Genomic DNA, 20,440 nt, shown 5'->3' with positions numbered 1-20,440 from the left:
GGGTAGGCCACACGTGTGCCGGGCACACAGAAGCCATTGTTTACCAACGTCACCCACTTTAGTGCGTCACCTGTACTTAAGACAACGTATTCGCGCGTGTGTTTCAGAAAACGTCGTATTTTCTGTGAGGGCTCACGCTGTATGTGGTTTCAGGCTGCGTTCGACGAGCGCAGACGAGATTTTGGTATCCAATGGGCCGAGATCACCCTTGAACGCATGATGCCAAGAGACCTGCGGCAGAGGCGCTTCGGCTGGGAATGTCACGATGAGCGTGCCTTGGGTGACCCCGACATGCGCGGGCAGGCCATGCCGGAACTCATTACTGACTCCGTTGACCTTGGTGCTGGTCATGAGCGCGCCGCTTATCTCGTATTTCAAGCCTTTTTCGCAAACGCCGACGGATGTGTCGGAATGAGAGAAGACGGAGATCATGCGACCCGGTTCGACATCGCTTGCTGCGAAGTCAAGATCTCCATCGCATATCGCCGTCACAATGGAATCATTGCCGTGCAGAAAACCGATGCCGCCATGATTGGCGAGCAATGCCATCAACTGGATGTTGGATATCGTATGGTCGATCCGTCCTCCGAGCGCGCCGTAGATATGGAAAAGCCTCGCACCGTGAAACCATCCGATTTTGAGGGCGGATAACAGATCCGGATCGTCTTTTTCCGGCGGCAGCTCGACGGTGCGCTCGCCCGGTGCGGGGCGTTTGCCCGTGATCGAATCGAAATCACCTACTACCACGTCGGGCATTACGTCAAGGGCGCGGGCATGATCAAGCCCACCGTCCGCGGCGATGACGAACGAGTCAGCCGGAACTCTTGGTGCTTCTCCGTAATATTCACCTGCCGCGAAAATCACACAGGTATTGGAATTATTTGTCATACAAGGTCAGTGTAGTATGCTGACCGGCGTTGTCGTAAGGTGCGCTTTAGCTGGGCTTGTAAATACGACACGCGGTGGTCGTGGTGTGTGGTATTATCTACAAGGCTTGAGAAATCAAGAAAGCGGGATATCCCCACCTGGAAGCCTTTCAGGGCCTCGGGTTCAGGCATAATGCCCTGTCACTGTGTTGAAACAGTGCAATGAAGAGCGTATCAGAACGTTCTTCGGTGTGCCCCTGTGGGTGCGTTTGGTATGCCATGGACTTTTGAGGTATTGAAGAACTGCCAATCTGGGAACATTCCGTGGAATGGAACATGAGGATTGGAGTCATCATCAGCGACGAACCACGCATTAACGACGAGATTCGCGTCTCCCAGGTGCGTCTGATCGGCCCGAACGGCGAACAGGTGGGAGTCATCGCGACTTCCGTCGCACTGAACCTGGCAAAGGAAGCGAACCTCGATCTCGTCGAGGTGGCGCCCAACGCGAAGCCTCCGGTTGCCAAGCTCATCGATTACGGCAAGTACAAGTACAACGAGAAGATCAAGGCTCGTGAGGCACGTCGTAACCAGAGCACTGCGGAAATCAAGGAAATCCGCTTCCGTCTGAAGATCGACGACCACGACTTCGAAGTCAAGAAGGGCCATGTTGTGCGCTTCCTGAATGGCGGAGACAAGGTCAAGGTCACCATCATGCTGCGCGGTCGCGAGCAGTCCCGTCCAATTGGTGGCGTCGAGCTGCTGCAGCGTCTTGCTAGCGAGGTGGAGGAATACGGCACTGTCGAATTCGCTCCGAAGCAGGAGGGCCGTAACATCATCATGACGCTCGCGCCGAAGGGCAAGAAGGTCCACACCCAGTCCGAGCAGCGTCGTCGTGGCGATCAGTCCCGTGCCGAACGTCAGGCTCGTCAGGCCGCACGCTTGGCGGCCAAGCAGGAAGCCCAGGCTCAGGCAGCGGCCGAAGCCAAGGCCGCAGTGACGTCCGACAAACCGAAGACTTCCGAAACGAAGTAACAAACAAGGAGGGCAGCAATGCCGAAGATGAAAACTAATTCCGCCGCTTCCAAGCGCGTCCGCGTGACCGGTTCCGGCAAGCTGATGCACGCTGGCTCCGCAATGCGCCACAACCTCGAGCACAAGTCCGCTCGTAAGCGTCGCGCACTGAAGGCCGACGGCGTTCTGGCTACTTCCCAGAGCAAGAACATGAAGAAGCTGCTCGGTCGCTGAGCATAGCGAGAGCCAATAAGAAGACTTAATAGAAAGCTGAGGAATCAAATATGGCACGTGTCAAGCGCGCAGTAAACGCCCACAAGAAGCGTCGCGTCGTTCTCGAGAGGGCTTCCGGCTACCGCGGCCAGCGCTCCCGTCTGTACCGTAAGGCCAAGGAGCAGCTGCTTCACTCCTTTACCTACAACTTCCGCGACCGCAAGGCTCGCAAGGGCGATTTCCGCAAGCTGTGGATCCAGCGCATCAATGCTGCCGTCCGCGCAGAGGGCATCACTTACAACCGTTTCATCCAGGGCCTGCACCTCGCTGGCATCGAACTGGATCGTCGTGCTCTCGCCGAGCTGGCCATCTCCGATCCGGAGACCTTCAAGGCCATCGTCGAGCAGGCCAAGGCTGCTCTTCCGGCTGATGTGAACGCTCCGAAGGAAGCCTGAGCTTCTTCGCTGATTCAGCGTGACTGATGGGAACCCTCGCTCCAGCAATGGGCGGGGGTTCTTGCGTTGTGCGTCAGGAACCATCTATCTCATAGCCATGGCAGCGGCGGTATACGATGCAAACAGACAATCTTCGGCGGAAGGAGGATGATGAACGATTTCGAGCGGATGATTAGACAGTTTCTTGCACACATCGATGTTGAGAGAGGATTGTCAAAAGCAACGGTGTCGGCATATGGCGCCGATCTGAAAAAATATCGGCAGTGGCTTGCCAATCAGGGTATTAACGACATTATGTCCGTGACGACACAGGATGTGGAGAACTACGTCGCTTTTCTTGACGAGTCCGGGGAATCCGTCCGAAGCAAGGCCCGCCGGTTGGCCAGCATCCACGCGTTCCATCGTTTCGCCGTGAACGAACATAACGTCGCCGACGATGTATCCGCGCAGGTGAAAGCTCCCAAGGGTGCAAGTACCCTTCCCGATGTGCTGGCTATTGATGAGGTCGTCAGATTATTGGAAGCGATTCCCGTTTCCCAGAACAGAGCTCATGGCGGCGCTTCGTTGGAGGTCCCGGATGATCCTGTGATGCTTCGAGACAAGGCGTTGCTTGAATTCATGTATGCGACCGGCGCGCGAGTGTCGGAGGCATGTGGGGCGAATCTTGATGACGTCGATACGGAAGCCAGAATCGCCAGACTGATGGGCAAAGGTTCAAAACAACGTCTGGTTCCTGTCGGCAGCTACGCATGCGAGGCAATCAGCCGGTATGTGCGTTCGGGGCGTCCAATACTGGCGTCGAAGTCAAAAGGTCCTCAGGAGCGTCGCGCCCTGTTCCTCAACAAGCGCGGAAGAAGATTGTCGAGACAGTCGGTTTGGGAGATCATCAGGGTTGCGGGGGAACGTGCGCACATCGACAAGCCGTTGCATCCTCATACGTTGCGTCATTCCTTCGCCACGCATCTTATCCAAGGCGGCGCTGACGTACGTACCGTGCAGGAGCTGCTTGGGCATGCAAGCGTCACCACCACGCAGATATACACGCACGTCAGTCCCGAAAACCTGATTGAAACGTATCTGACGTCTCATCCCCGCGCCAGATGATGGTGTTGCTGCCGTTTTGAACGGCGGCAATGGACTAGCATGGATTACAGTGAAAGTTGACACAAGGATGTTGGTAAGGTAAACGGTATGCCTACGGATTTGCTTGGACGAGATTATGAGACGTTTCCCGCTCCGGAGCCGCTGCAGACGCACGGTCCGGCAAGGGTCATCGCCATGTGCAACCAGAAAGGTGGCGTTGGCAAGACCACCAGTTCCATTAATATCGCCGGTGCGTTGAGCCAGTACGGTCGTCGTGTGCTTATCGTCGATTTCGACCCGCAGGGTGCTGCCACGGTGGGACTGGGCATCAACGCCAATGCCGTGGAAGATACGGTGTACACCGCGTTGTTCAATCCGCGCATGGATGTACATACCGTGATTCAGCATACCGATTTCGAGAACCTCGATATCATGCCGGCCAATATCGACCTATCCGCTGCCGAAGTGCAGCTGGTCACCGAAGTGGGACGTGAACAGGTGCTGGCTGGCGTGCTGCGACAGGTCAAGGATGAATATGACGTGATCATCATTGACTGCCAGCCTTCGTTGGGCTTGCTCACGGTGAATGCTCTGACCGCGGCGGATGGCGTGATCATCCCTGTGGCTGCCGAGTTCTTCGCGTTGCGTGGCGTGGCTTTGCTGATGCAATCCATAGAAAAGGTGCAGTCCCGTATCAATCCGAGTCTGGAAGTGTATGGAGTGCTCGTCACCATGTTCACGCATACTCTGCATTGCGATGAGGTGTTGCAGCGCATTTATGAGGCGTTCCAAGGCAAGGTCTTCCACTCGGTGATCTCGCGGTCCATCAAGTTGCCGGATTCAACGGTTGCCGCTGCGCCGATCACCATCTACGCGCCGAATCACAAGACGGCGAAGGAGTATCGTGAGGTTGCCCGGGAGCTGATTTTCCAAGGCGTTATCGCATAGATGTTCAAGGCTCCACTGAGGGGCCTTTTTCGTTGGTTGCATGCGTGATGGATTTTGATGATTGACTGGTGGAACATTCAACTTATAGTCATGTTGACCATAAGTGATACACTGTGGCTTCGGAACAATTCGTATTGACGAGAATTTGAAGGAGTGAGGTCGCAATGATCATGGGAAATGTCTCGGAACGGCGCAAACAGCCGCCGCAGGTGGGCGTTTCCGTGGTCATCCTCACCTTGGGGCCGGTCCAAAGATCCGGGAATGGAAATGGGGTGGACACCGCTCCGGACGGTATGGGGTCCACGCTGTGGATGCCGCTGGTCAAGCGTGTGCGCCAGCCGTTTTTTGGACAATGGGCGCTTCCAGGAGGCGGTCTGCGCGCCGACCATTCGTTGGAGCAATCCGCGTATGCCGCGCTGGAATCGACCACGTCGCTTCATCCGAGATATCTCGAGCAGCTGTATACGTTTGGCGATCCGGCACGCTCGCACGGAGGGCTGCCGATGGTATCCATCGTGTACTGGGCGCTGGTCGGAGGAGCGGATGCGCAAACGGAACCCATCGAGGGCAACAACGTCAAATGGTTCCCCGTCGATAATCTGCCGGAACTTGCTTTCGACCATCGTGCCATCATCGACTACACCCTAAGCCGGCTGCGAGGGAAAATCGAATATCCCCAGGTCGTCACGCGTCTGGTCGGTGAACGATTCACACTGAGCCAACTGCACGACGTATATGAAGCCGTAACGGGCGAAGCCATCGATTTGGCGAATTTCCGGCGGAAAATGCTCACATCGGGCCAGTTGGAGGATACCGGCGAAAAACTGCGCGTCGGGCGCAACCGTCCGGCTGCCGTATACCGGTACGTGCAGAGCGCGTTGCGACAATCCTCATCATGGGATTACGGCAGCAATCAGTCCGATCAAGGAAGCCATGCAACCGGCGACGACGTGCTCGCCACGCTGACAACCGTCTGAAACCGCTTCAACGGCAACGATTCAAACAATCGCAAGACATTTATCATCCAATAACAGACGATAAAAACAAACTACAATGAAGGGAAGGTGCGGTATGGCCGCTACTCTGTCATCGTCATCCGTAGACGAAATCATCGCCCGACTGGGCGCGCAAAGCACATGCGATGCCGGACTGACACAGGATCCGTGGCATTTCGACACCACCCAGCCGAGCTACGGCCCGGGCGCATCCATGTTCGACCCACTGCCGAACAACGCACCCCGCCAGCAGGTGCTGCCGCAGGAATACCGTGACGCCTCCGATGAGGAACTTCAGGAACGTATCAAGGCCGCCAAGGCGCGTCTCGGCAATAAGCTGCTTATTCTTGGTCACTTCTACCAGCGTGACGAAATCATCGTGCACGCCGACTTTGTGGGCGATTCCTTCCAGCTCGCCAAGAACGCCACCGAACGTCCCGACGCCGACCACATCGTATTTTGCGGTGTGCATTTCATGGCCGAAACCGCCGATATCCTGTCCACTCCCGAACAGACCGTGACACTACCGAACCTGTCCGCAGGCTGCTCGATGGCCGACATGGCGAACATCGACCAGGTCGAGGACTGCTGGGAACAGCTCGGCGAAATCTGCGGCACCAAGCCGGATGCTGACGGCAAGCAGCAGATCGTGCCGGTCACATATATGAACTCCTCCGCGGCGCTGAAAGCATTCTGCGGACGCCACGGTGGCATCGTCTGCACATCATCCAATGCGCATGCCGTGCTCGAATGGGCGTTCGCCCGCGGCAAGCGCGTGCTGTTCTTCCCGGACCAGCACCTTGGCCGCAATACCGCTCTTGCCATGGGTATGAGCCTTGACCAGATGCCAGTGTGGAATCCGTACAAGCCGGCCGGTGGTGCCGAAGACCCGTCCGTGTACGCTGACGCGAAGATGATTCTGTGGAAAGGCTTCTGCTCTGTGCACCAGCGCTTCACCGTCGACCAAATCGAGCGCGCACGCAAGGCGTATCCGGGCGTCAAGGTCATCGTGCATCCCGAATGCTCGATGGACGTCGTCAACGCGGCGGATGGCACCGGCTCCACCGCGTACATCGTTAAGGAGATCGCCAACGCGCCGGCTGGTTCGGCCGTCGCAGTCGGCACGGAAATCAACCTCGTCAACCGCCTCGCCGCGCAGTATCCGGACAAGACCGTGTTCTGCCTCGATCCGGTGGTCTGCCCATGCTCCACAATGTACCGCATCCACCCCGCATATCTGGCGTGGGCGTTGGAGAACATTGAGCAAGGCAATATCGTTAACCGCATCACCGTGGACGAGGACACCGCGCGTGACGCCAAAATCGCGTTGCAGCGCATGCTGGAGGTACACCCATGATCGTCGTAGTCGGAGCGGGTATCGCCGGGTTGTGCGCGGCGCTCGCGGCAGCTGGGGATAGCCGTCTTGGCAGCGAAGGACTGGCCACCGGCGGGCGTGCGTCGATTCCGAAAAATGGCACATACCGACCGCAGGAAGTGCTGCTGGTATGCAAGGATAAGTTCGTCGAATCGAACACATACCACGCTCAAGGCGGTGTGGCCACTGCGATTTTCAATGACGATTCGCCCGCGTTGCATGCGACCGACACTATGGCTGCCGGTCATGGGTTGTGCGACCGTACCGCAGTCGACATTCTGACCGACGAGGGCGCGCGTCGCGTACGTGAGCTTATCGGCGATGGATGGCATGTGGATCGCGACAACGAAGGACATGTGCTGCGTGGGCTCGAAGCCGCGCATTGCCGTTCCCGCGTGGTGCACGCTGGGGGAGACGCCACCGGAAAGGTTTTGGAACTCGACGTCTCCGCCATGGTGCGGGAGAATCCGAATATCACCGTGCTGGAGCATGCGTTCCTGAACGATGTGCTGGTGCGTGACGGTCATGTCGTCGGCGTGCGTCTGGCGGTTCGTGACGCTCAAGACGGTGTTGAGACACGTGTCGTAGATACGGACCGTGTGGTTCTTGCCACCGGTGGCGCGGGACGGTTGTTCCCGTACACCACGAATCCCGCGGTGGCGACTGGCGACGGCCTGGCCGCTGCGATTCGTGCAGGGGCGCAGGTAGCCGACCTGGAGTTCTACCAGTTCCATCCCACGGCTTTGGCTATCGGCGAGCATTTCCTCGTCTCCGAAGCCGTGCGCGGCGAAGGCGCGGTACTGCTCGACGAGCATGGGCACCGTTTCATGACCGATATCGACCCCAAGGCGGAACTCGCACCGCGCGACGTGGTGGCGCGAGCCAACTTCCGTACCATGCAGGCGCAAGGCGGCAAGCCGATCATGCTCGACGTTTCGCCCATGGGCACAGAGAACCCTGATCTGGCGGAATTCCTACGCAACAGGTTCCCAACCATCGACGCCTACACGCGTTCGCTCGGCTTCGATTGGAGCAAGGAACCCATTCCCGTGGCTCCCGCGGCCCACTACTGGATGGGCGGCATCCGCACCGACCTGTTCGGGCGAGCCAGCATTCCCGGTCTCTATGCTGCCGGCGAATGCGCCAGAACTGGTGTGCAGGGTGCCAATCGTCTCGCATCGAACTCGCTACTCGAAGGCATGGTCTACGGATATCGCGCCGGCCTCGCCGCTGCAAATGACATTGACGGTACCGTTTGGCAACCGCAGGACTTCGACAACAGTGCGATCGAAAACATGCCGGTCTGCCAGCAGCCGATGCCGCTGCATATGCCGGATGCCATAACGCAGCCGAATGTTGCACAATCGCTGGTATGGGACCGTGCGCGAATTGAAGACGCGATGTGGAAGCGTGTCGGCGTGATCCGCGACGGCGACAGCCTGTCCCAAGGCGTACGTGAACTTGGCGAAGCGCTCTCCATGGCGAATGCGGCGGACAGCGCGGATATGTCGAAAAACATCGCCCAGCCGACAACGTATGCGGAACGAATCATCATGTGGGAAAACCGCAACCTGCTTACCGTGGGATACGTTGCGGCGGTTGCAGCAAGCAACCGTTGTGAATCGCGCGGCGCGCACACACGGCAGGATTATCCGACCAACAATCCGACGATCGCGCATTCCATCGCCTACCAGATGTCATAACTGCTGCGCGACGAGAGATAGCGGAAAGGACCCTAAATGCTGACCCGTCAGGTCATTCGCACGGCCGTCGAAGCCGCGCTTGAGGAAGATGCACCCAACGGTGACATCACCTGCGAAACCACCATTCCCGCCGATGCCCACGGCACCGCAAGACTCGTGTCCAGACAGGAAGGTGTAATGAGCGGCATCGCGGTGTTCGAAGCGGCGTTCGTCGCGCAGAACCCTGCGATTCGTGTGCTCGCCACCATCAGGGATGGCGAACGTTTCGAAGCTGGACAGACGCTTGCCGAAGTCGAAGGTCCTGTGCGTGACTTGCTCACGGCGGAACGTGTGGCGTTGAACTTCACGCAACGTATGTGCGGCATAGCCACCATGACGGCGGCCTTCGTCAAAGCGGCGGACGAAGCCGTCAAAACCACGGACTATCGAACGCCGCGCACCTATGCGTGCACCCGTATCGTGGACACGCGCAAGACGACTCCGGGACTGCGTCCGTTCGAGAAGTATGCCGTCACCTGCGGTGGAGGACATAATCATCGCTACGGATTGTCCGATGCCGTCATGGTCAAAGACAACCATCTCGCGGCGCTCGCCGAACAAGGCATCGATATGGCCGGGGCGATTCGCCACATCCGCGAACAGGTGGGACATACCACGCATATCGAAGTGGAAGTAGACCGTTTGGAGCAGATCAAAGCCGCGCTTGAAGGCGGTGCCGATACCATCATGCTTGACAACTTCTCCTTGGAAGACACACGCAAGGGAGTTGACCTTATCGCAGGCAACGCCATTGTGGAAGCCAGCGGTAACATGACGCTGGAACGTATACCGCAGGTGGCCGCCACCGGTGTGGACGTGATTTCCGTCGGCGCGCTCACCCACAGCGTGAGCAGCATCGACCTTGGACTGGATTGGAACTGAAGCGCAGGGAGGACTGATGGAACACCTGTATCTGGACGCCGCCTCCACCGAGCCGGTCGGCGGCGACGTCATCAGCGTGATGATGCCGTTTCTGACCGAAGCGTACGCGAATCCGATGAGCGTGCACAGCGCGGGCAAAACCGCCGCACGCGCCCTCGAAGCTGCACGTGGGTCTATCGCAGCCGATTTGGACGCGCGTCCGGATGACGTGATCTTCACTTCAGGCGGCACCGAAGCGGATAATCTTGCGATTAAAGGCATTGCGATGGCCCGCATGCGTTTGCTGCGTGAAGCATATGGCGAGCAGGTGCGTCCGCGTGTCATTGTGTCGTCGATCGAACATCCGGCGGTGTTGGAATCGGCCCGTTGGATGGAACGCTGGTTCGGTTGCGAAGTGGTGGAGATCCCCGTCGACCATCAAGCGCATATCGATTTGGATGCGTTGAGGGCCGAATTGGCCCAGGGCGATCTTGACAGCAGTTCCGACAGCGTTTCCGGAACGTCCGGAAAACCCTGTAACTGCACGCTGCTGGTATCGACGATGCTTGCCAATAACGAAGTGGGCACAGTGGAGCCCGTCAATGAAATAGCACGCATCGCGCACGAGCATGGCGTGCCACTGCATGTGGACGCGGTGCAGGCGGCGGGACTCATCCCCATCCGTATGCGCGAATGGGATGTGGACGCGTTGAGCTTGTCCGGACACAAATTCGGCACGCCGAAGGGACTGGGGGCACTGCTGCTACGTTCCCGAGTGCCTGTCGAGCCGCTGATGAGCGGCGGCGGGCAGGAACGTTCCCTACGGTCAGGCACGCAGAATGTCGCCGGTGCGGTCGCACTGGCCGTTGCGTTGCGTGACTCGAACACACGAATGCATGAGATTGGACGCGCGCTGGTGGCTTCCCGGGACCGTCTGATCGACGCGGTGCTGCGTGTGGAACCCAGAGCACAGCTTACGGGGGATTCGCAACGACGGCTTCCGGGGCATGCGTCGTTCGTTTTTCCGGGACTTTCCGGAGAAGCTTTGCTGGTCGATTTGGATGCTCGTGGCATCGCTTGTTCATCCGGCTCGGCCTGTGCTGTCGGCCGTCACGAAGCGCCCGGTACATTGTTGGCGATGGGATATGATCCGATAGTGGCAAAATCAGCCATTCGCATGACCTTCCGTGAGCCGGTCACACCGGAGCAGATCAACCAGATCGCCTCGGTAGTGGAGGAATCCTGCGACTCGTTGCGTGGGGCTTCGACGGTCAGCGATCCGTCGATTAACATCCAAGCGCAACAGGCGCTCGCCTGAATGCGGCGTCGGCGAAGGTGTCGTAACGCTTCGCTAATATTGGCTCGGTTTGTGTGTAAGTACGATTTTTCAAGTACCGACAGCATGTATGTACCGAACGTTTACGCAAGAGAACGGCAATACTAAGAGAGGTTTCGATGGCGGTTCGCGGCGATATTCGAAATGTAGCGATTGTGGCACACGTCGATCATGGCAAGACTACGCTGGTCAATGCTATGCTGGCGCAGTCCCACGTGTTCAACGAGCGTGAGGAAGTCCCGGATCGCGTGATGGATTCCAACGATCTGGAGCGTGAGAAGGGTATTACCATTCTCGCCAAGAACACCGCTGTGCAGTACACCGGTCCGCTGGCCGCCAAGTACGGGCATCCGGAAGGCATCACCCTGAACATCATCGACACCCCTGGCCACGCCGATTTCGGTGGTGAGGTCGAGCGCGGTATCTCCATGGTGGACGGTGTTGTGCTCCTTGTCGACGCTTCCGAAGGTCCGCTGCCGCAGACCCGCTTCGTGCTGCGCAAGGCGCTGGAGGCCAAACTGCCGGTTATCCTGTGCGTGAATAAGACCGATCGCCCGGACGCCCGTATTGAAGAAGTCGTGGGTGAATCCTCCGACCTGTTGCTCGGCTTGGCCCAGGATGTTATCGAGGAAGGCATCGACCTCGATGAAGACGCACTGTTCGACCTTCCGGTCATCTACTGTGCGGCAAAGGCTGGCTATGCTTCCGAAAACCAGCCGGAAAATGGCGGTCTGCCAGACAATGAAGATCTCGAACCGCTGTTCGAGGCCATCATCAAGAACATTCCGGCTCCGGAATATGAGGAAGGCGCGCCTCTTCAGGCACACGTCGCCAACATCGATTCCTCTGACTTCCTCGGACGACTCGGCTTGGTGCGCATCTACAATGGCACCCTTGAAAAGGGTAAGACCTACGGACTGTCCCGTGTGGACGGCTCCGTTGAGAACTTCCGTGTTTCCGAACTGTTGCGTACGCAGGGCCTTGAGCGTACTCCGGTCGATTCCGCAGGTCCTGGCGACATCGTCGCAGTCGCAGGTGTGAACGACATCATGATCGGCGAGACCATTGTCGACCCGTCTGATCCGCGTCCGTTGCCGCTGATTCACGTTGATGACCCGGCCATCTCCATGACTTTCGGTATCAACGATTCCCCGCTTGCAGGCACCGAAGGCAAAGACCACAAGCTTACCGCCCGCATGATCAAGGATCGACTCGACCGCGAGCTCATCGGCAACGTGTCCATCAAGGTGCTGCCGACCGAGCGCCCGGATGCTTGGGAGGTTCAGGGTCGTGGTGAACTCGCACTGGCCGTGCTCGCCGAGCAGATGCGTCGCGAAGGCTATGAGTTGACCGTCGGACGTCCGCAGGTGGTCACCAAGACCATCGACGGCGTGATCAACGAGCCGATGGAAAACACCACCATCGACGTTCCGGAAGAGTACATGGGCACCGTCACTCAGCTGCTTGCTGACCGTAAGGGCCGCATGGAGAACATGACCAACCACGGCACCGGCTGGGTCCGTTTGCAGTTCACCGTGCCGTCCCGTGGCCTGATTGGCTTCCGTACCGCGCTGCTGTCCGCCACCCGCGGCACCGGCATCGCATCCTCCATCTCCGCCGGCTACGCTCCGTGGGCCGGTCAGATTGTGACGCGCCAGAACGGCTCCATGGTCTGCGATCGTAAGGGTATCGCCACCCCGTACGCCATGCAGCGTCTGCAGGCACGCGGCAACTTCTTTGTTGAGCCGCAGTCTCCGGTGTACGAGGGCCAGGTCGTCGGCGTGAATAACAAGCCGGACGAGCTTGATGTGAACATCACGTTGGCCAAGCATATGACCAATATGCGTTCCTCCACCGCAGACGTGCTCGAAACCCTGACTCCGCCGATCAAGATGAGCCTCGAAGAGTCCTTGGACTTCGCCAACGAGGACGAGTGTGTGGAAGTCACCCCGGAATCCATCCGCGTGCGCAAGATCATTCTCAGCCGTGAGGACTGGTATAAGTGGCGCGCCAAGCAGCGCCGACAGAACAACGCTCAAAATAACAAGTGATTTTTTACGTTGTTCAGTCGGCTTCGCAAGCACGGTAGTGTGCTTGCTCACTTCGCCTACGGTGAGCCCACTGGGCTCTCCGTTTGACGGCTCAGCAGAACAACGCTCAAAATAACAAGTGATTTTTCGCGTTGCTTTCACGAAAAGAGATACGTGTTCTCACGTATCTCTTTTTCTTTTCAGGTTAACGAGAGATAGTAGAGATATGACGCAACAGATGAGGCAATCGCATGATACGGATGAATCCAATCAACGGATGGTGGCTGATGCACGATTGATGCCATGGTCGTACCGCCTGCCGATATGGGGACGATTCCTGGTCGATCTGGTTTCTGGAATCGTAGTTGGCATGATAGGAACCATGGCTCACCGTATGGGGGCATCCATGAACATTCCCTACGGATTGCTGATCGCCTATCTCATGGTGATCATCTCAACATGGTCCGCTCGATCTCGTGACGGCGTTTCAGGCCTCGCATTGCATCTGATTAGCTCTTCCCTGGCAGTCTGGACGGTGATGGCTGGGTATGGTCCCGGCGGAGATGCCATGATTCCCGTTGGATTCGGCGGAGACGATCCCATGCCGTTCTTCAGTGAGCAAGCGGGATATTTTTGGCTATACGGAGTCGTACTCATTCCGGTCGTGATGCTGGTATTACCGAAATGTTGGTTCGTCACGCCTCCACGCAAGAAGACGCATGATGATGCGTTTGTTGTCTACCCCCAAACGAGAGGGCCCGAAACGTCTGGCAGCGCCCAGCCAGTGAAATGATTAGCAGCTGATTCCATGTCAATGAGATAAGGTGCATGGAAACACCAAGAAAAGAAATGGGGTTGAATGAGCGCACGCAAGCTGTTCTATCTGGGTCCGCAAGGCACCTTCACCCATCAGGCCGCGGTCAATGCATCGCAGGAGCTGGCCCATCTCGAACCTGAAAGGTTCGAATTGGTGGCTTTGGACGATGTGCCGCAGATTTTCGAAGCCGTGCAGCAGGGTGAGGGCTGGGGCGTCGTGGCATGGGAAAACAATGTCGAAGGCTACGTGGTACCGAACTTGGACGCGCTGATCGACGCCAAAGACCTGGCCGGATTCGCGCGCGTGGGCGTCGACGTTACTTTTGACGCGTACGTGCGTGCGGAATCCGATCCGGAAGATGCCACCGTGGCCACCGCGCATTCGCACGGACTCGCGCAATGCAAACGTTTTATCGCGGAACATCGTTTGCGGCCGGTTCCAGCACCATCCAACGCCGCCGCTTGTCGAGACATTACAGCGAACGAAATAGCCTTTGGGCCAAGTATCTGCGGTGAACTCTACAACGTCACACGTATCGGCACTGCCGTGCAGGATTATCAAGGCGCGCAAACTGATTTCCTTGTGCTCGCCCCGCGCAAGGAAGCAGAGAAACTATTGGAACAGCCACGTTCCCAATCCGGTATGGAATACGAGTCCGTGTTGACGCTTATCCCGCTCGTCACCGGCCCTGGCGTACTTGCGAACCTGCTGGACGTATTCCGAGACGCAGGACTTAACATGACAAGCTTCATCTCACGGCCAATCAAAGGATGCACAGGCACCTACAGTTTTATCGCGACGCTCGATGCGGCACCGTGGGAACAACGTTTCCACGATGCTCTGGTCGAAATCGCAGAACATGGTGATTGGGCCAAAACTCTGGCTGTATATCCGCGTAGAGAACGTCCCAATCCTCCAGTCACCTCATGGATGCTGCCTCAGGGAGGCGTACGTCTTGACGAAAGGCATCTGCCAGACGATTGGCAGAACAGTGAAACGGTCAAAAAGGAACTGATGTGGTGAAGCAACGTATCGCAATCGTGGGTCTCGGACTTATTGGGGGGTCTCTGGCACGCAGGCTCGTCAATGCGGGCTGCGAGGTCGTCGCATGGAACCATAACGATCGGCCATATGAAACCGCGGAGGCGGACGGCATACGATGTGTGCCCACGCTGGCTGTGCTTGCCGATGCAAAGCCTGATGTGCTTGTGTTATGCAATCCGCTTAAAGCCATGCCGCAAATTCTGGGTGCGCTCAAACCGCTGATCGATCCAAGCGTCACCACGCTCACCGATGTAGGCAGCGTCAAAGGAATGGTCAGGGAGCAGGTCAGGGCCGTAGGGTTGGAACACTGCTATGTAGGGGCGCACCCCATGGCCGGCAATGAGCTATCCGGGTGGGAATCGTCGGATCCAACGCTTTACGATGGCGCTCTTTGGGCCATTACCGTGGATGAAAACACAGAGTATCAGCGTTTTCGTGCCGTTGCGACAATGATCGTCGACCATTGCGCGAATCGTCTCATTGTACTCGACGATGCGACCCACGATCGTTGCGCGGCACTGATCTCTCACATGCCACACGTCATTTCCACGGCCATGATCAACGAGCTGGTGGCCAATCCCAATCGAAACATCGCGGCAGCGCTCGCCGCCGGCTCGTGGCGGGATATGACCCGTGTTGCGCTGACCGATCCGAACCGTACCCGTGCAATGGTGGAAGAGGATGCGGCCAATGTTGAAGCGTTATTGCGCAACATGGCCAATCGTTTGACGCTTATAGCCAATGTGTTGCATGGCATGACTTCGCAACAGGGCGTGCTCACTGCAGGCGATGATAAGGAAATGGCGCGTTTCTTCGTACAGGGGCAGCCATTCCGTGAATACAAGGCTCTCGCCAAAGAACCCGATTTTACAGAACGTTGCGAAACGGTCGAACTGGCAATTCCCGAGACCGGTTGGCAGCAGATGCTGCTGGAGTCGGCGCGCAGGGGAGAGCATATTGTGCGATTCGACGGCTACCGTCAAGCTATGGCACAGGTGCGTTCCGCAGTATGACGCGCTATGGGCGCGGCCTTGTCATGGAACGTTCCGGAACCGGTTTTATGGTGACGATGGTGTCGGCGGGAATGCTGACACGTTGCTCCGGGCGCGAACCGTTGGCTGCCGCATCGCGCGTCATTTCCAATGTCTGCCCGTCCCAAGAACGTACGTGACCGACATAATCGCGGAATTTCATGCGCTGGTCCTTTGAGTCGACACCTTCGCAGGTGCGCACCACAATGCGTGCACCTGCTGGAATTTCGTTTGGAATCGGCATAATCTCCCCTTCGAATAGACGATTATCGACGGATTCGCTGAGCGAACGCTACTGGACAGCATAGTTGGTCTTCTTCCAAGTTGTGCCGGAATTCGGTTTCTATCGGAGAATGGACACATAATGGAAGGAAATTCATGGATTCGGGCTTGCTGTTGAGCTCGGGAAAGGCTGATCGGCATGCTGTTCGATAAGAGCGTAGAGGCATTCGATACATATCTGAAAGCCAACCGTGGATTGAGTGAAAACACACGGAAGGCATACCGAGGCGATGTCGAAGAATGTCTGCTTGCCTTGGAGCGGCTTGGATGCAGGGACCTTAACGAGGTGACCATCGAAGATCTTCGCATGTGGATGGCGGAATCATCGAAAAACCATGCGAAAAGCAGCATGGCCCGAAAAACTGTGGCGGTACGTGGTTTTTTCGCGTGGACGCATGAGCATGGCGTGACGACGACGGATCCGGCTTGTGTGCTCATGACTCCGAAAATACCTGATACATTGCCGGATGTGCTCAGCGAATCACAGGCTGAACAGCTGATGGAACGCGTGGATGAGGACGGTGAAACGTCTCAGCCGAAGGAACGGACCATGAAGCAGCAGGCCATTGAGCTGCGTGACGCCGCAATGCTGGAACTGTTGTATGCGACGGGCATGCGTGTGGCTGAACTGGTGGGACTCGATGTGCCGGATGTGGTCTTTTCCAATCGAACGGTCAAAGTGACCGGCAAAGGCAACAAACAACGAGTCATGCCATTTGGCGCTCCGGCGCAAAAAGCGATACGTCGGTGGCTGGATGATGGGCGTCCCCTGTTGGTGGGTGAGCAGTCCGCGGCTGCGCTGTTTCTTGGGAGACAAGGCAAACGCATTGATCAGCGGATGGTACGTCGTGTGGTGCACGCATGCGCGCGTGATGCCGGCGTTCCCGACATTAGCCCTCATGCTCTGCGGCACAGTGCCGCCACGCATATGCTTGACGGGGGAGCGGATTTGCGTGAGGTGCAGGAGCTCCTGGGACATTCCTCACTGAAGACCACGCAACGGTACACGCATGTATCCATCGAACAGTTGAAAGCCCGATACGGTCAGGCATTTCCTCGGGCATGATACGAATCGGCAAAGTACGCTGACAGCGAACAGATATGTCCGTGTCCGTCCATATGCACGATGCGGATAAGTTGTTCCGGCGATAAGCGGAAAAACGGTTTATTTTATTAGATGATGAGTTTTGATTTGACTATTTTGTATGGGCCTCCCTCGGATATGGAGTGGTTGTCCCTTAATCGAGTGATAATGAACCTACTATCAGAACGAAGACGGACGTTGATGCCACGGTATTGACGTCCGCCTTCTTTTTGAACAGGGTCTTACAGCTCTGGAAATAATGGATAAGGAGAATATGAATTCCATGAAGAAGAAAGCTCTGGCTTTCGCTGCGGCCGCATGCGCATTCGGCATGCTGCTCAGCGGTTGCGGCTCTTCCAACGGTGGCTCCACCGCTGACAAGGGTTCCAACGTCATCACCGCATACGATTCCGAACCGCAGAACCCGCTCATCCCGGGCAACACCAACGAGACCGGCGGCGGCATCCCGATCGACCTGCTGTTCGCCCGTCTGGTTTCCTACGACACGAAGGGCAACGCGCAGAACGAAGTCGCCGAGTCCATCAAGTCCAACGACGACGGCACCCAGTTCGACATCAAGATCAAGAGCGGCTGGAAGTTCGCTGACGGCACCCCAGTGACCGCCGAATCCTTCACCAAGGCCTGGAGCTACGTCGCCAACGCCAAGAACGCGCAGAAGTGCTCCTCGTTCTTCTCCACCATCAAGGGCTTCGACAAGCTGCAGGACGCCAAGAACCTCAAGGGCGACGAGCAGCTCGAAGGCCTCAAGGTCGTCAACGACCACGAGTTCACCGTCGACCTGAACCAGCCTGACTCTGTGTTCGCTATCAAGGTCGGCTACAGCGCTTTCGCCCCGCTGCCGGAATCCTTCTACAAGGATCCGAAGGCCTTCGGCGAGAAGCCGGTCGGCAACGGCCCGTACAAGTTCAAGTCCTGGAGCCACAACAAGCAGATCGAACTCGTCAAGAACAACGCCTACAAGGGCAACGAAGTGGTGAAGAACGACGGTGTGACCTTCAAGATCTACACCGATGACGAGGCCGCATACGCCGACATCCAGGCCGGCAACCTCGACGTGATGAACAGCGTTCCGACCTCCGCTTCCAAGACCTTCAAGTCCGACTCTTCTGTCCAGCCGTACAGCAAGGCCGGCTCCGTGAGCCAAACCTTCACCATCCCGGCATCTCTGGAACACTGGCAGACCAACACCGAGGAAGGCCAGCTCCGCCGTCAGGCGCTGTCCATGGCCATCGACCGCGGCGCCATCTGCAAGAAGGTTCTCAACGGTCTGGGCACCCCGGCCGTCGAATTCACCTCCCCGCTCACCCCGGGCTACTCCGACTCCCTCAAGGGCAGCGAGAACCTGAAGTACAACCCGAAGAAGGCCAAGGAACTGTGGGCCAAGGCCGAGGCCATCTCCCACTACGACGGCAAGCTCACCTTCGCCTACAACGCCGACGGCGGTGCGAAGTCGATCTTCGACGCCGTGGTGAACTCCGTGAAGAACACCCTGGGCATCGACGTGGCCACCAACCCGATTCCTACCTTCCAGGAATTCCGTAACGACGTGACCAACCGCTCCATCCAGGGCGCCTTCCGCACCGGCTGGCAGCCAGACTACCCGTCCCCAGAGAACTACCTCTACCAGCTGTACTCCTCCGCGGCCGCCGACGGCAACGGTTCGAACGACGGCGACTACAAGAACGCCGAGTTCGACAAGCTGTGCTCCGAGGCCTCCGCCGCGAAGAGCACCGATGAGGCCAACAAGATCTACCAGCAGGCCCAGGAGATTCTGCTCAAGGAGCTTCCTGCCTTCCCGCTGTACTACTCCAACGCCAACGGCGTGGCCGCGACCGGCGTGAAGGGCTTCGAGATGAATTGGCAGAACCTGCCGGTCTACAACGAGCTCACCAAGTGAGGCTGATGGCGGATTCCGATCCGTCATAGGATTCACTTCGCTGTGACAAGGGAAACAGGGTACACCCTGTTTCCCTTTTTTCGTATTCCGTGCGCACGCTCCCTGCTGATGGATGCTCTCAGATAATTCGCCGAATGCATTCAGCATGTGCTGCGCTCATGGAACGCATATGCGGAGGTTTTTGGTTTCATCGACTGATTTTGTCTATTTTTTCCGGTTCTCCGCCAGCCGTGTGAGAGGATTTCGCAGCCGTTGAATGGCGGATTCTCAGGATTTCTTTAGTTTGGCGCAACATAAGTCTGCCGATGCGGTAGACTTACGGGGTATTTGATTCTGGTGAGGCCTCATTCGCAGGTCAGTACGGACTGGCGGCCAACCGGAATATGGAAAAGGAGCAACCAAAAATGGGCAAATATCTTCTGCGCCGCATTCTGCAGATGATTCCAGTGGTTCTCGGCACTACATTGTTGGTGTACGCTCTTGTCTTTGCTCTTCCGGGAGACCCGGTCAAGGCCATGTTCGGAGACAAGCCCGTCAATCACGCCGTCGAAATGCAGATTCGCGCCGAGTACAACCTCGACAAGCCGTTCATCATCCAGTATCTCTTGTTCTTGAAGAACGCGTTGACACTTGATTTCGGCCAGACATTCTCCGGCCAGTCGGTGCTTGACGAGATCACGATCGCATTCCCGGTCACCATCAGGCTCGGTCTGATGGCATTCGTGTTCGAAGCTATCTTCGGCGTGGTGTTCGGCGTGATCGCCGGCCTGAAGAAGGGCAAGTGGTACGATTCCGTGATTCTGATTGTCTCGTTGCTGCTGATTTCCGTGCCGACGTTCGTCACCGGCTTCCTCGGCCAGTATTTCCTCGGCGTGAAATGGCGCATCCTGCCGGTCACCGCAGGTGCCGATCCGGGATTCTTCGATCTGCTGATGCCGGCTATGGTGCTCGGCTCCGTTTCCATGGCCTATATCATCCGATTGTCGCGTTCCGAGATCTCCTCCAACATCTCCGAGGATTACGTGCGCACCGCACGCGCCAAGGGCATGAGCAATAAGTCCGTCATGCTGCGCCATGTGCTGCGCAATTCGATGATTCCCGTCGTCACCTACCTCGGCCAGGATCTGGGCGCGCTGATGGGCGGCGCCATGATCACGGAACAGATCTTCAACATCCATGGCGTCGGTTTCCTGACCTACCAGAGCATCCTCAAGGGCGAAGCCAACGTCGTGGTCTCCGTCGTCACGTTGCTGACCCTGATCTTCGTGGTCTGCAACCTGTTGGTCGATCTGCTGTATGCCGCGCTTGATCCGCGCATCCGTTACGCGTGATAGGGAAGGAGTCGC

The 20,440-nt window shown here is 57.4% G+C and carries 19 protein-coding genes; 17 read left to right on the top strand and 2 right to left on the bottom strand.

What is annotated here, in order from left to right:
• Nucleotides 1-132: 132 nt before the first annotated feature.
• On the bottom strand, nucleotides 133-888 hold the full coding sequence (locus AH68_RS07055) for a thiamine diphosphokinase (RefSeq protein WP_039198897.1): 756 nt from the start codon (nucleotides 886-888) through the stop codon (nucleotides 133-135).
• Nucleotides 889-1,202: 314 nt separating this feature from the next.
• Between AH68_RS07055 and infC the strand changes: the two genes are divergently transcribed.
• The 14 genes from infC to AH68_RS06985 all read left to right on the top strand — a co-directional run bounded on the left by infC (nucleotide 1,203) and on the right by AH68_RS06985 (nucleotide 15,792).
• The gene (infC, locus tag AH68_RS07050; protein ID WP_004220560.1) at nucleotides 1,203-1,901 is read left to right on the top strand and encodes a translation initiation factor IF-3; all 699 of its coding nucleotides are present in this window, start codon (nucleotides 1,203-1,205) and stop codon (nucleotides 1,899-1,901) included.
• Nucleotides 1,902-1,919: 18 nt separating this feature from the next.
• Nucleotides 1,920-2,114 carry a 50S ribosomal protein L35 gene (gene rpmI / locus AH68_RS07045; RefSeq protein ID WP_003834365.1) on the top strand — a complete coding sequence of 65 codons (195 nt, stop codon included), beginning with the start codon at nucleotides 1,920-1,922 and terminating at the stop codon, nucleotides 2,112-2,114.
• 50 nt (nucleotides 2,115-2,164) lie between these two features.
• On the top strand, nucleotides 2,165-2,548 hold the full coding sequence (gene rplT, locus AH68_RS07040; RefSeq protein ID WP_003834366.1) for a 50S ribosomal protein L20: 384 nt from the start codon (nucleotides 2,165-2,167) through the stop codon (nucleotides 2,546-2,548).
• A 147-nt stretch (nucleotides 2,549-2,695) separates the two neighbouring features.
• Complete coding sequence (xerD, locus tag AH68_RS07035) at nucleotides 2,696-3,652, top strand: site-specific tyrosine recombinase XerD (RefSeq protein WP_173405855.1); 957 nt, start codon at nucleotides 2,696-2,698, stop codon at nucleotides 3,650-3,652.
• An 87-nt stretch (nucleotides 3,653-3,739) separates the two neighbouring features.
• The gene (locus AH68_RS07030) at nucleotides 3,740-4,579 is read left to right on the top strand and encodes a ParA family protein (RefSeq protein WP_039198892.1); all 840 of its coding nucleotides are present in this window, start codon (nucleotides 3,740-3,742) and stop codon (nucleotides 4,577-4,579) included.
• 164 nt (nucleotides 4,580-4,743) lie between these two features.
• Complete coding sequence (locus AH68_RS07025; RefSeq protein WP_039198890.1) at nucleotides 4,744-5,556, top strand: NUDIX hydrolase; 813 nt, start codon at nucleotides 4,744-4,746, stop codon at nucleotides 5,554-5,556.
• A 94-nt stretch (nucleotides 5,557-5,650) separates the two neighbouring features.
• The gene (gene nadA, locus AH68_RS07020) at nucleotides 5,651-6,931 is read left to right on the top strand and encodes a quinolinate synthase NadA (RefSeq protein ID WP_039198888.1); all 1,281 of its coding nucleotides are present in this window, start codon (nucleotides 5,651-5,653) and stop codon (nucleotides 6,929-6,931) included.
• Nucleotides 6,928-8,652 carry an L-aspartate oxidase gene (gene nadB / locus AH68_RS07015; RefSeq protein ID WP_039198887.1) on the top strand — a complete coding sequence of 575 codons (1,725 nt, stop codon included), beginning with the start codon at nucleotides 6,928-6,930 and terminating at the stop codon, nucleotides 8,650-8,652. The genes nadA and nadB overlap by 4 nt, the downstream gene beginning before the upstream one ends.
• A 36-nt stretch (nucleotides 8,653-8,688) precedes the next feature.
• A complete protein-coding gene (gene nadC / locus AH68_RS07010; protein WP_039198885.1) occupies nucleotides 8,689-9,573 on the top strand; it encodes a carboxylating nicotinate-nucleotide diphosphorylase in 885 nt (294 codons plus the stop codon).
• 16 nt (nucleotides 9,574-9,589) lie between these two features.
• On the top strand, nucleotides 9,590-10,870 hold the full coding sequence (locus AH68_RS07005; protein ID WP_039198883.1) for a cysteine desulfurase family protein: 1,281 nt from the start codon (nucleotides 9,590-9,592) through the stop codon (nucleotides 10,868-10,870).
• 137 nt (nucleotides 10,871-11,007) lie between these two features.
• On the top strand, nucleotides 11,008-12,939 hold the full coding sequence (gene typA, locus AH68_RS07000) for a translational GTPase TypA (RefSeq protein ID WP_004220539.1): 1,932 nt from the start codon (nucleotides 11,008-11,010) through the stop codon (nucleotides 12,937-12,939).
• 205 nt (nucleotides 12,940-13,144) lie between these two features.
• The gene (locus tag AH68_RS06995; protein WP_039198878.1) at nucleotides 13,145-13,711 is read left to right on the top strand and encodes a hypothetical protein; all 567 of its coding nucleotides are present in this window, start codon (nucleotides 13,145-13,147) and stop codon (nucleotides 13,709-13,711) included.
• A gap of 66 nt (nucleotides 13,712-13,777) precedes the next feature.
• On the top strand, nucleotides 13,778-14,758 hold the full coding sequence (locus AH68_RS06990) for a prephenate dehydratase domain-containing protein (RefSeq protein WP_039198876.1): 981 nt from the start codon (nucleotides 13,778-13,780) through the stop codon (nucleotides 14,756-14,758).
• Nucleotides 14,752-15,792: a prephenate dehydrogenase gene (locus AH68_RS06985; RefSeq protein ID WP_039198874.1), complete on the top strand. Its 1,041-nt coding sequence runs from the start codon at nucleotides 14,752-14,754 to the stop codon at nucleotides 15,790-15,792. Before AH68_RS06990 ends, AH68_RS06985 begins: the two co-directional genes overlap by 7 nt.
• A 4-nt stretch (nucleotides 15,793-15,796) precedes the next feature.
• Here the strand turns inward: AH68_RS06985 and AH68_RS06980 are convergent, their stop codons facing one another.
• Nucleotides 15,797-16,054, bottom strand: a complete 258-nt coding sequence (locus AH68_RS06980; RefSeq protein WP_039198872.1) for a DUF6725 family protein — start codon at nucleotides 16,052-16,054, stop codon at nucleotides 15,797-15,799.
• 177 nt (nucleotides 16,055-16,231) lie between these two features.
• On the opposite strand from AH68_RS06980, the gene AH68_RS06975 reads away from it, so the two are divergent.
• From AH68_RS06975 to AH68_RS06965, 3 genes are all read left to right on the top strand, one after another.
• On the top strand, nucleotides 16,232-17,158 hold the full coding sequence (locus AH68_RS06975) for a tyrosine recombinase XerC (protein WP_039198870.1): 927 nt from the start codon (nucleotides 16,232-16,234) through the stop codon (nucleotides 17,156-17,158).
• Between the two features lie 301 nt (nucleotides 17,159-17,459).
• Nucleotides 17,460-19,094, top strand: a complete 1,635-nt coding sequence (locus AH68_RS06970) for a peptide ABC transporter substrate-binding protein (protein ID WP_039199952.1) — start codon at nucleotides 17,460-17,462, stop codon at nucleotides 19,092-19,094.
• A 404-nt stretch (nucleotides 19,095-19,498) separates the two neighbouring features.
• Nucleotides 19,499-20,425, top strand: a complete 927-nt coding sequence (locus AH68_RS06965) for an ABC transporter permease (protein WP_039198868.1) — start codon at nucleotides 19,499-19,501, stop codon at nucleotides 20,423-20,425.
• Nucleotides 20,426-20,440: the final 15 nt, after the last annotated feature.

This window comes from Bifidobacterium catenulatum PV20-2, from assembly GCF_000800455.1.
GTDB classification, from domain to species: domain Bacteria; phylum Actinomycetota; class Actinomycetes; order Actinomycetales; family Bifidobacteriaceae; genus Bifidobacterium; species Bifidobacterium kashiwanohense_A.
Note: the sequence above shows the minus strand (reverse complement) of the source record. Positions and strands in the feature narration are given on the sequence as shown.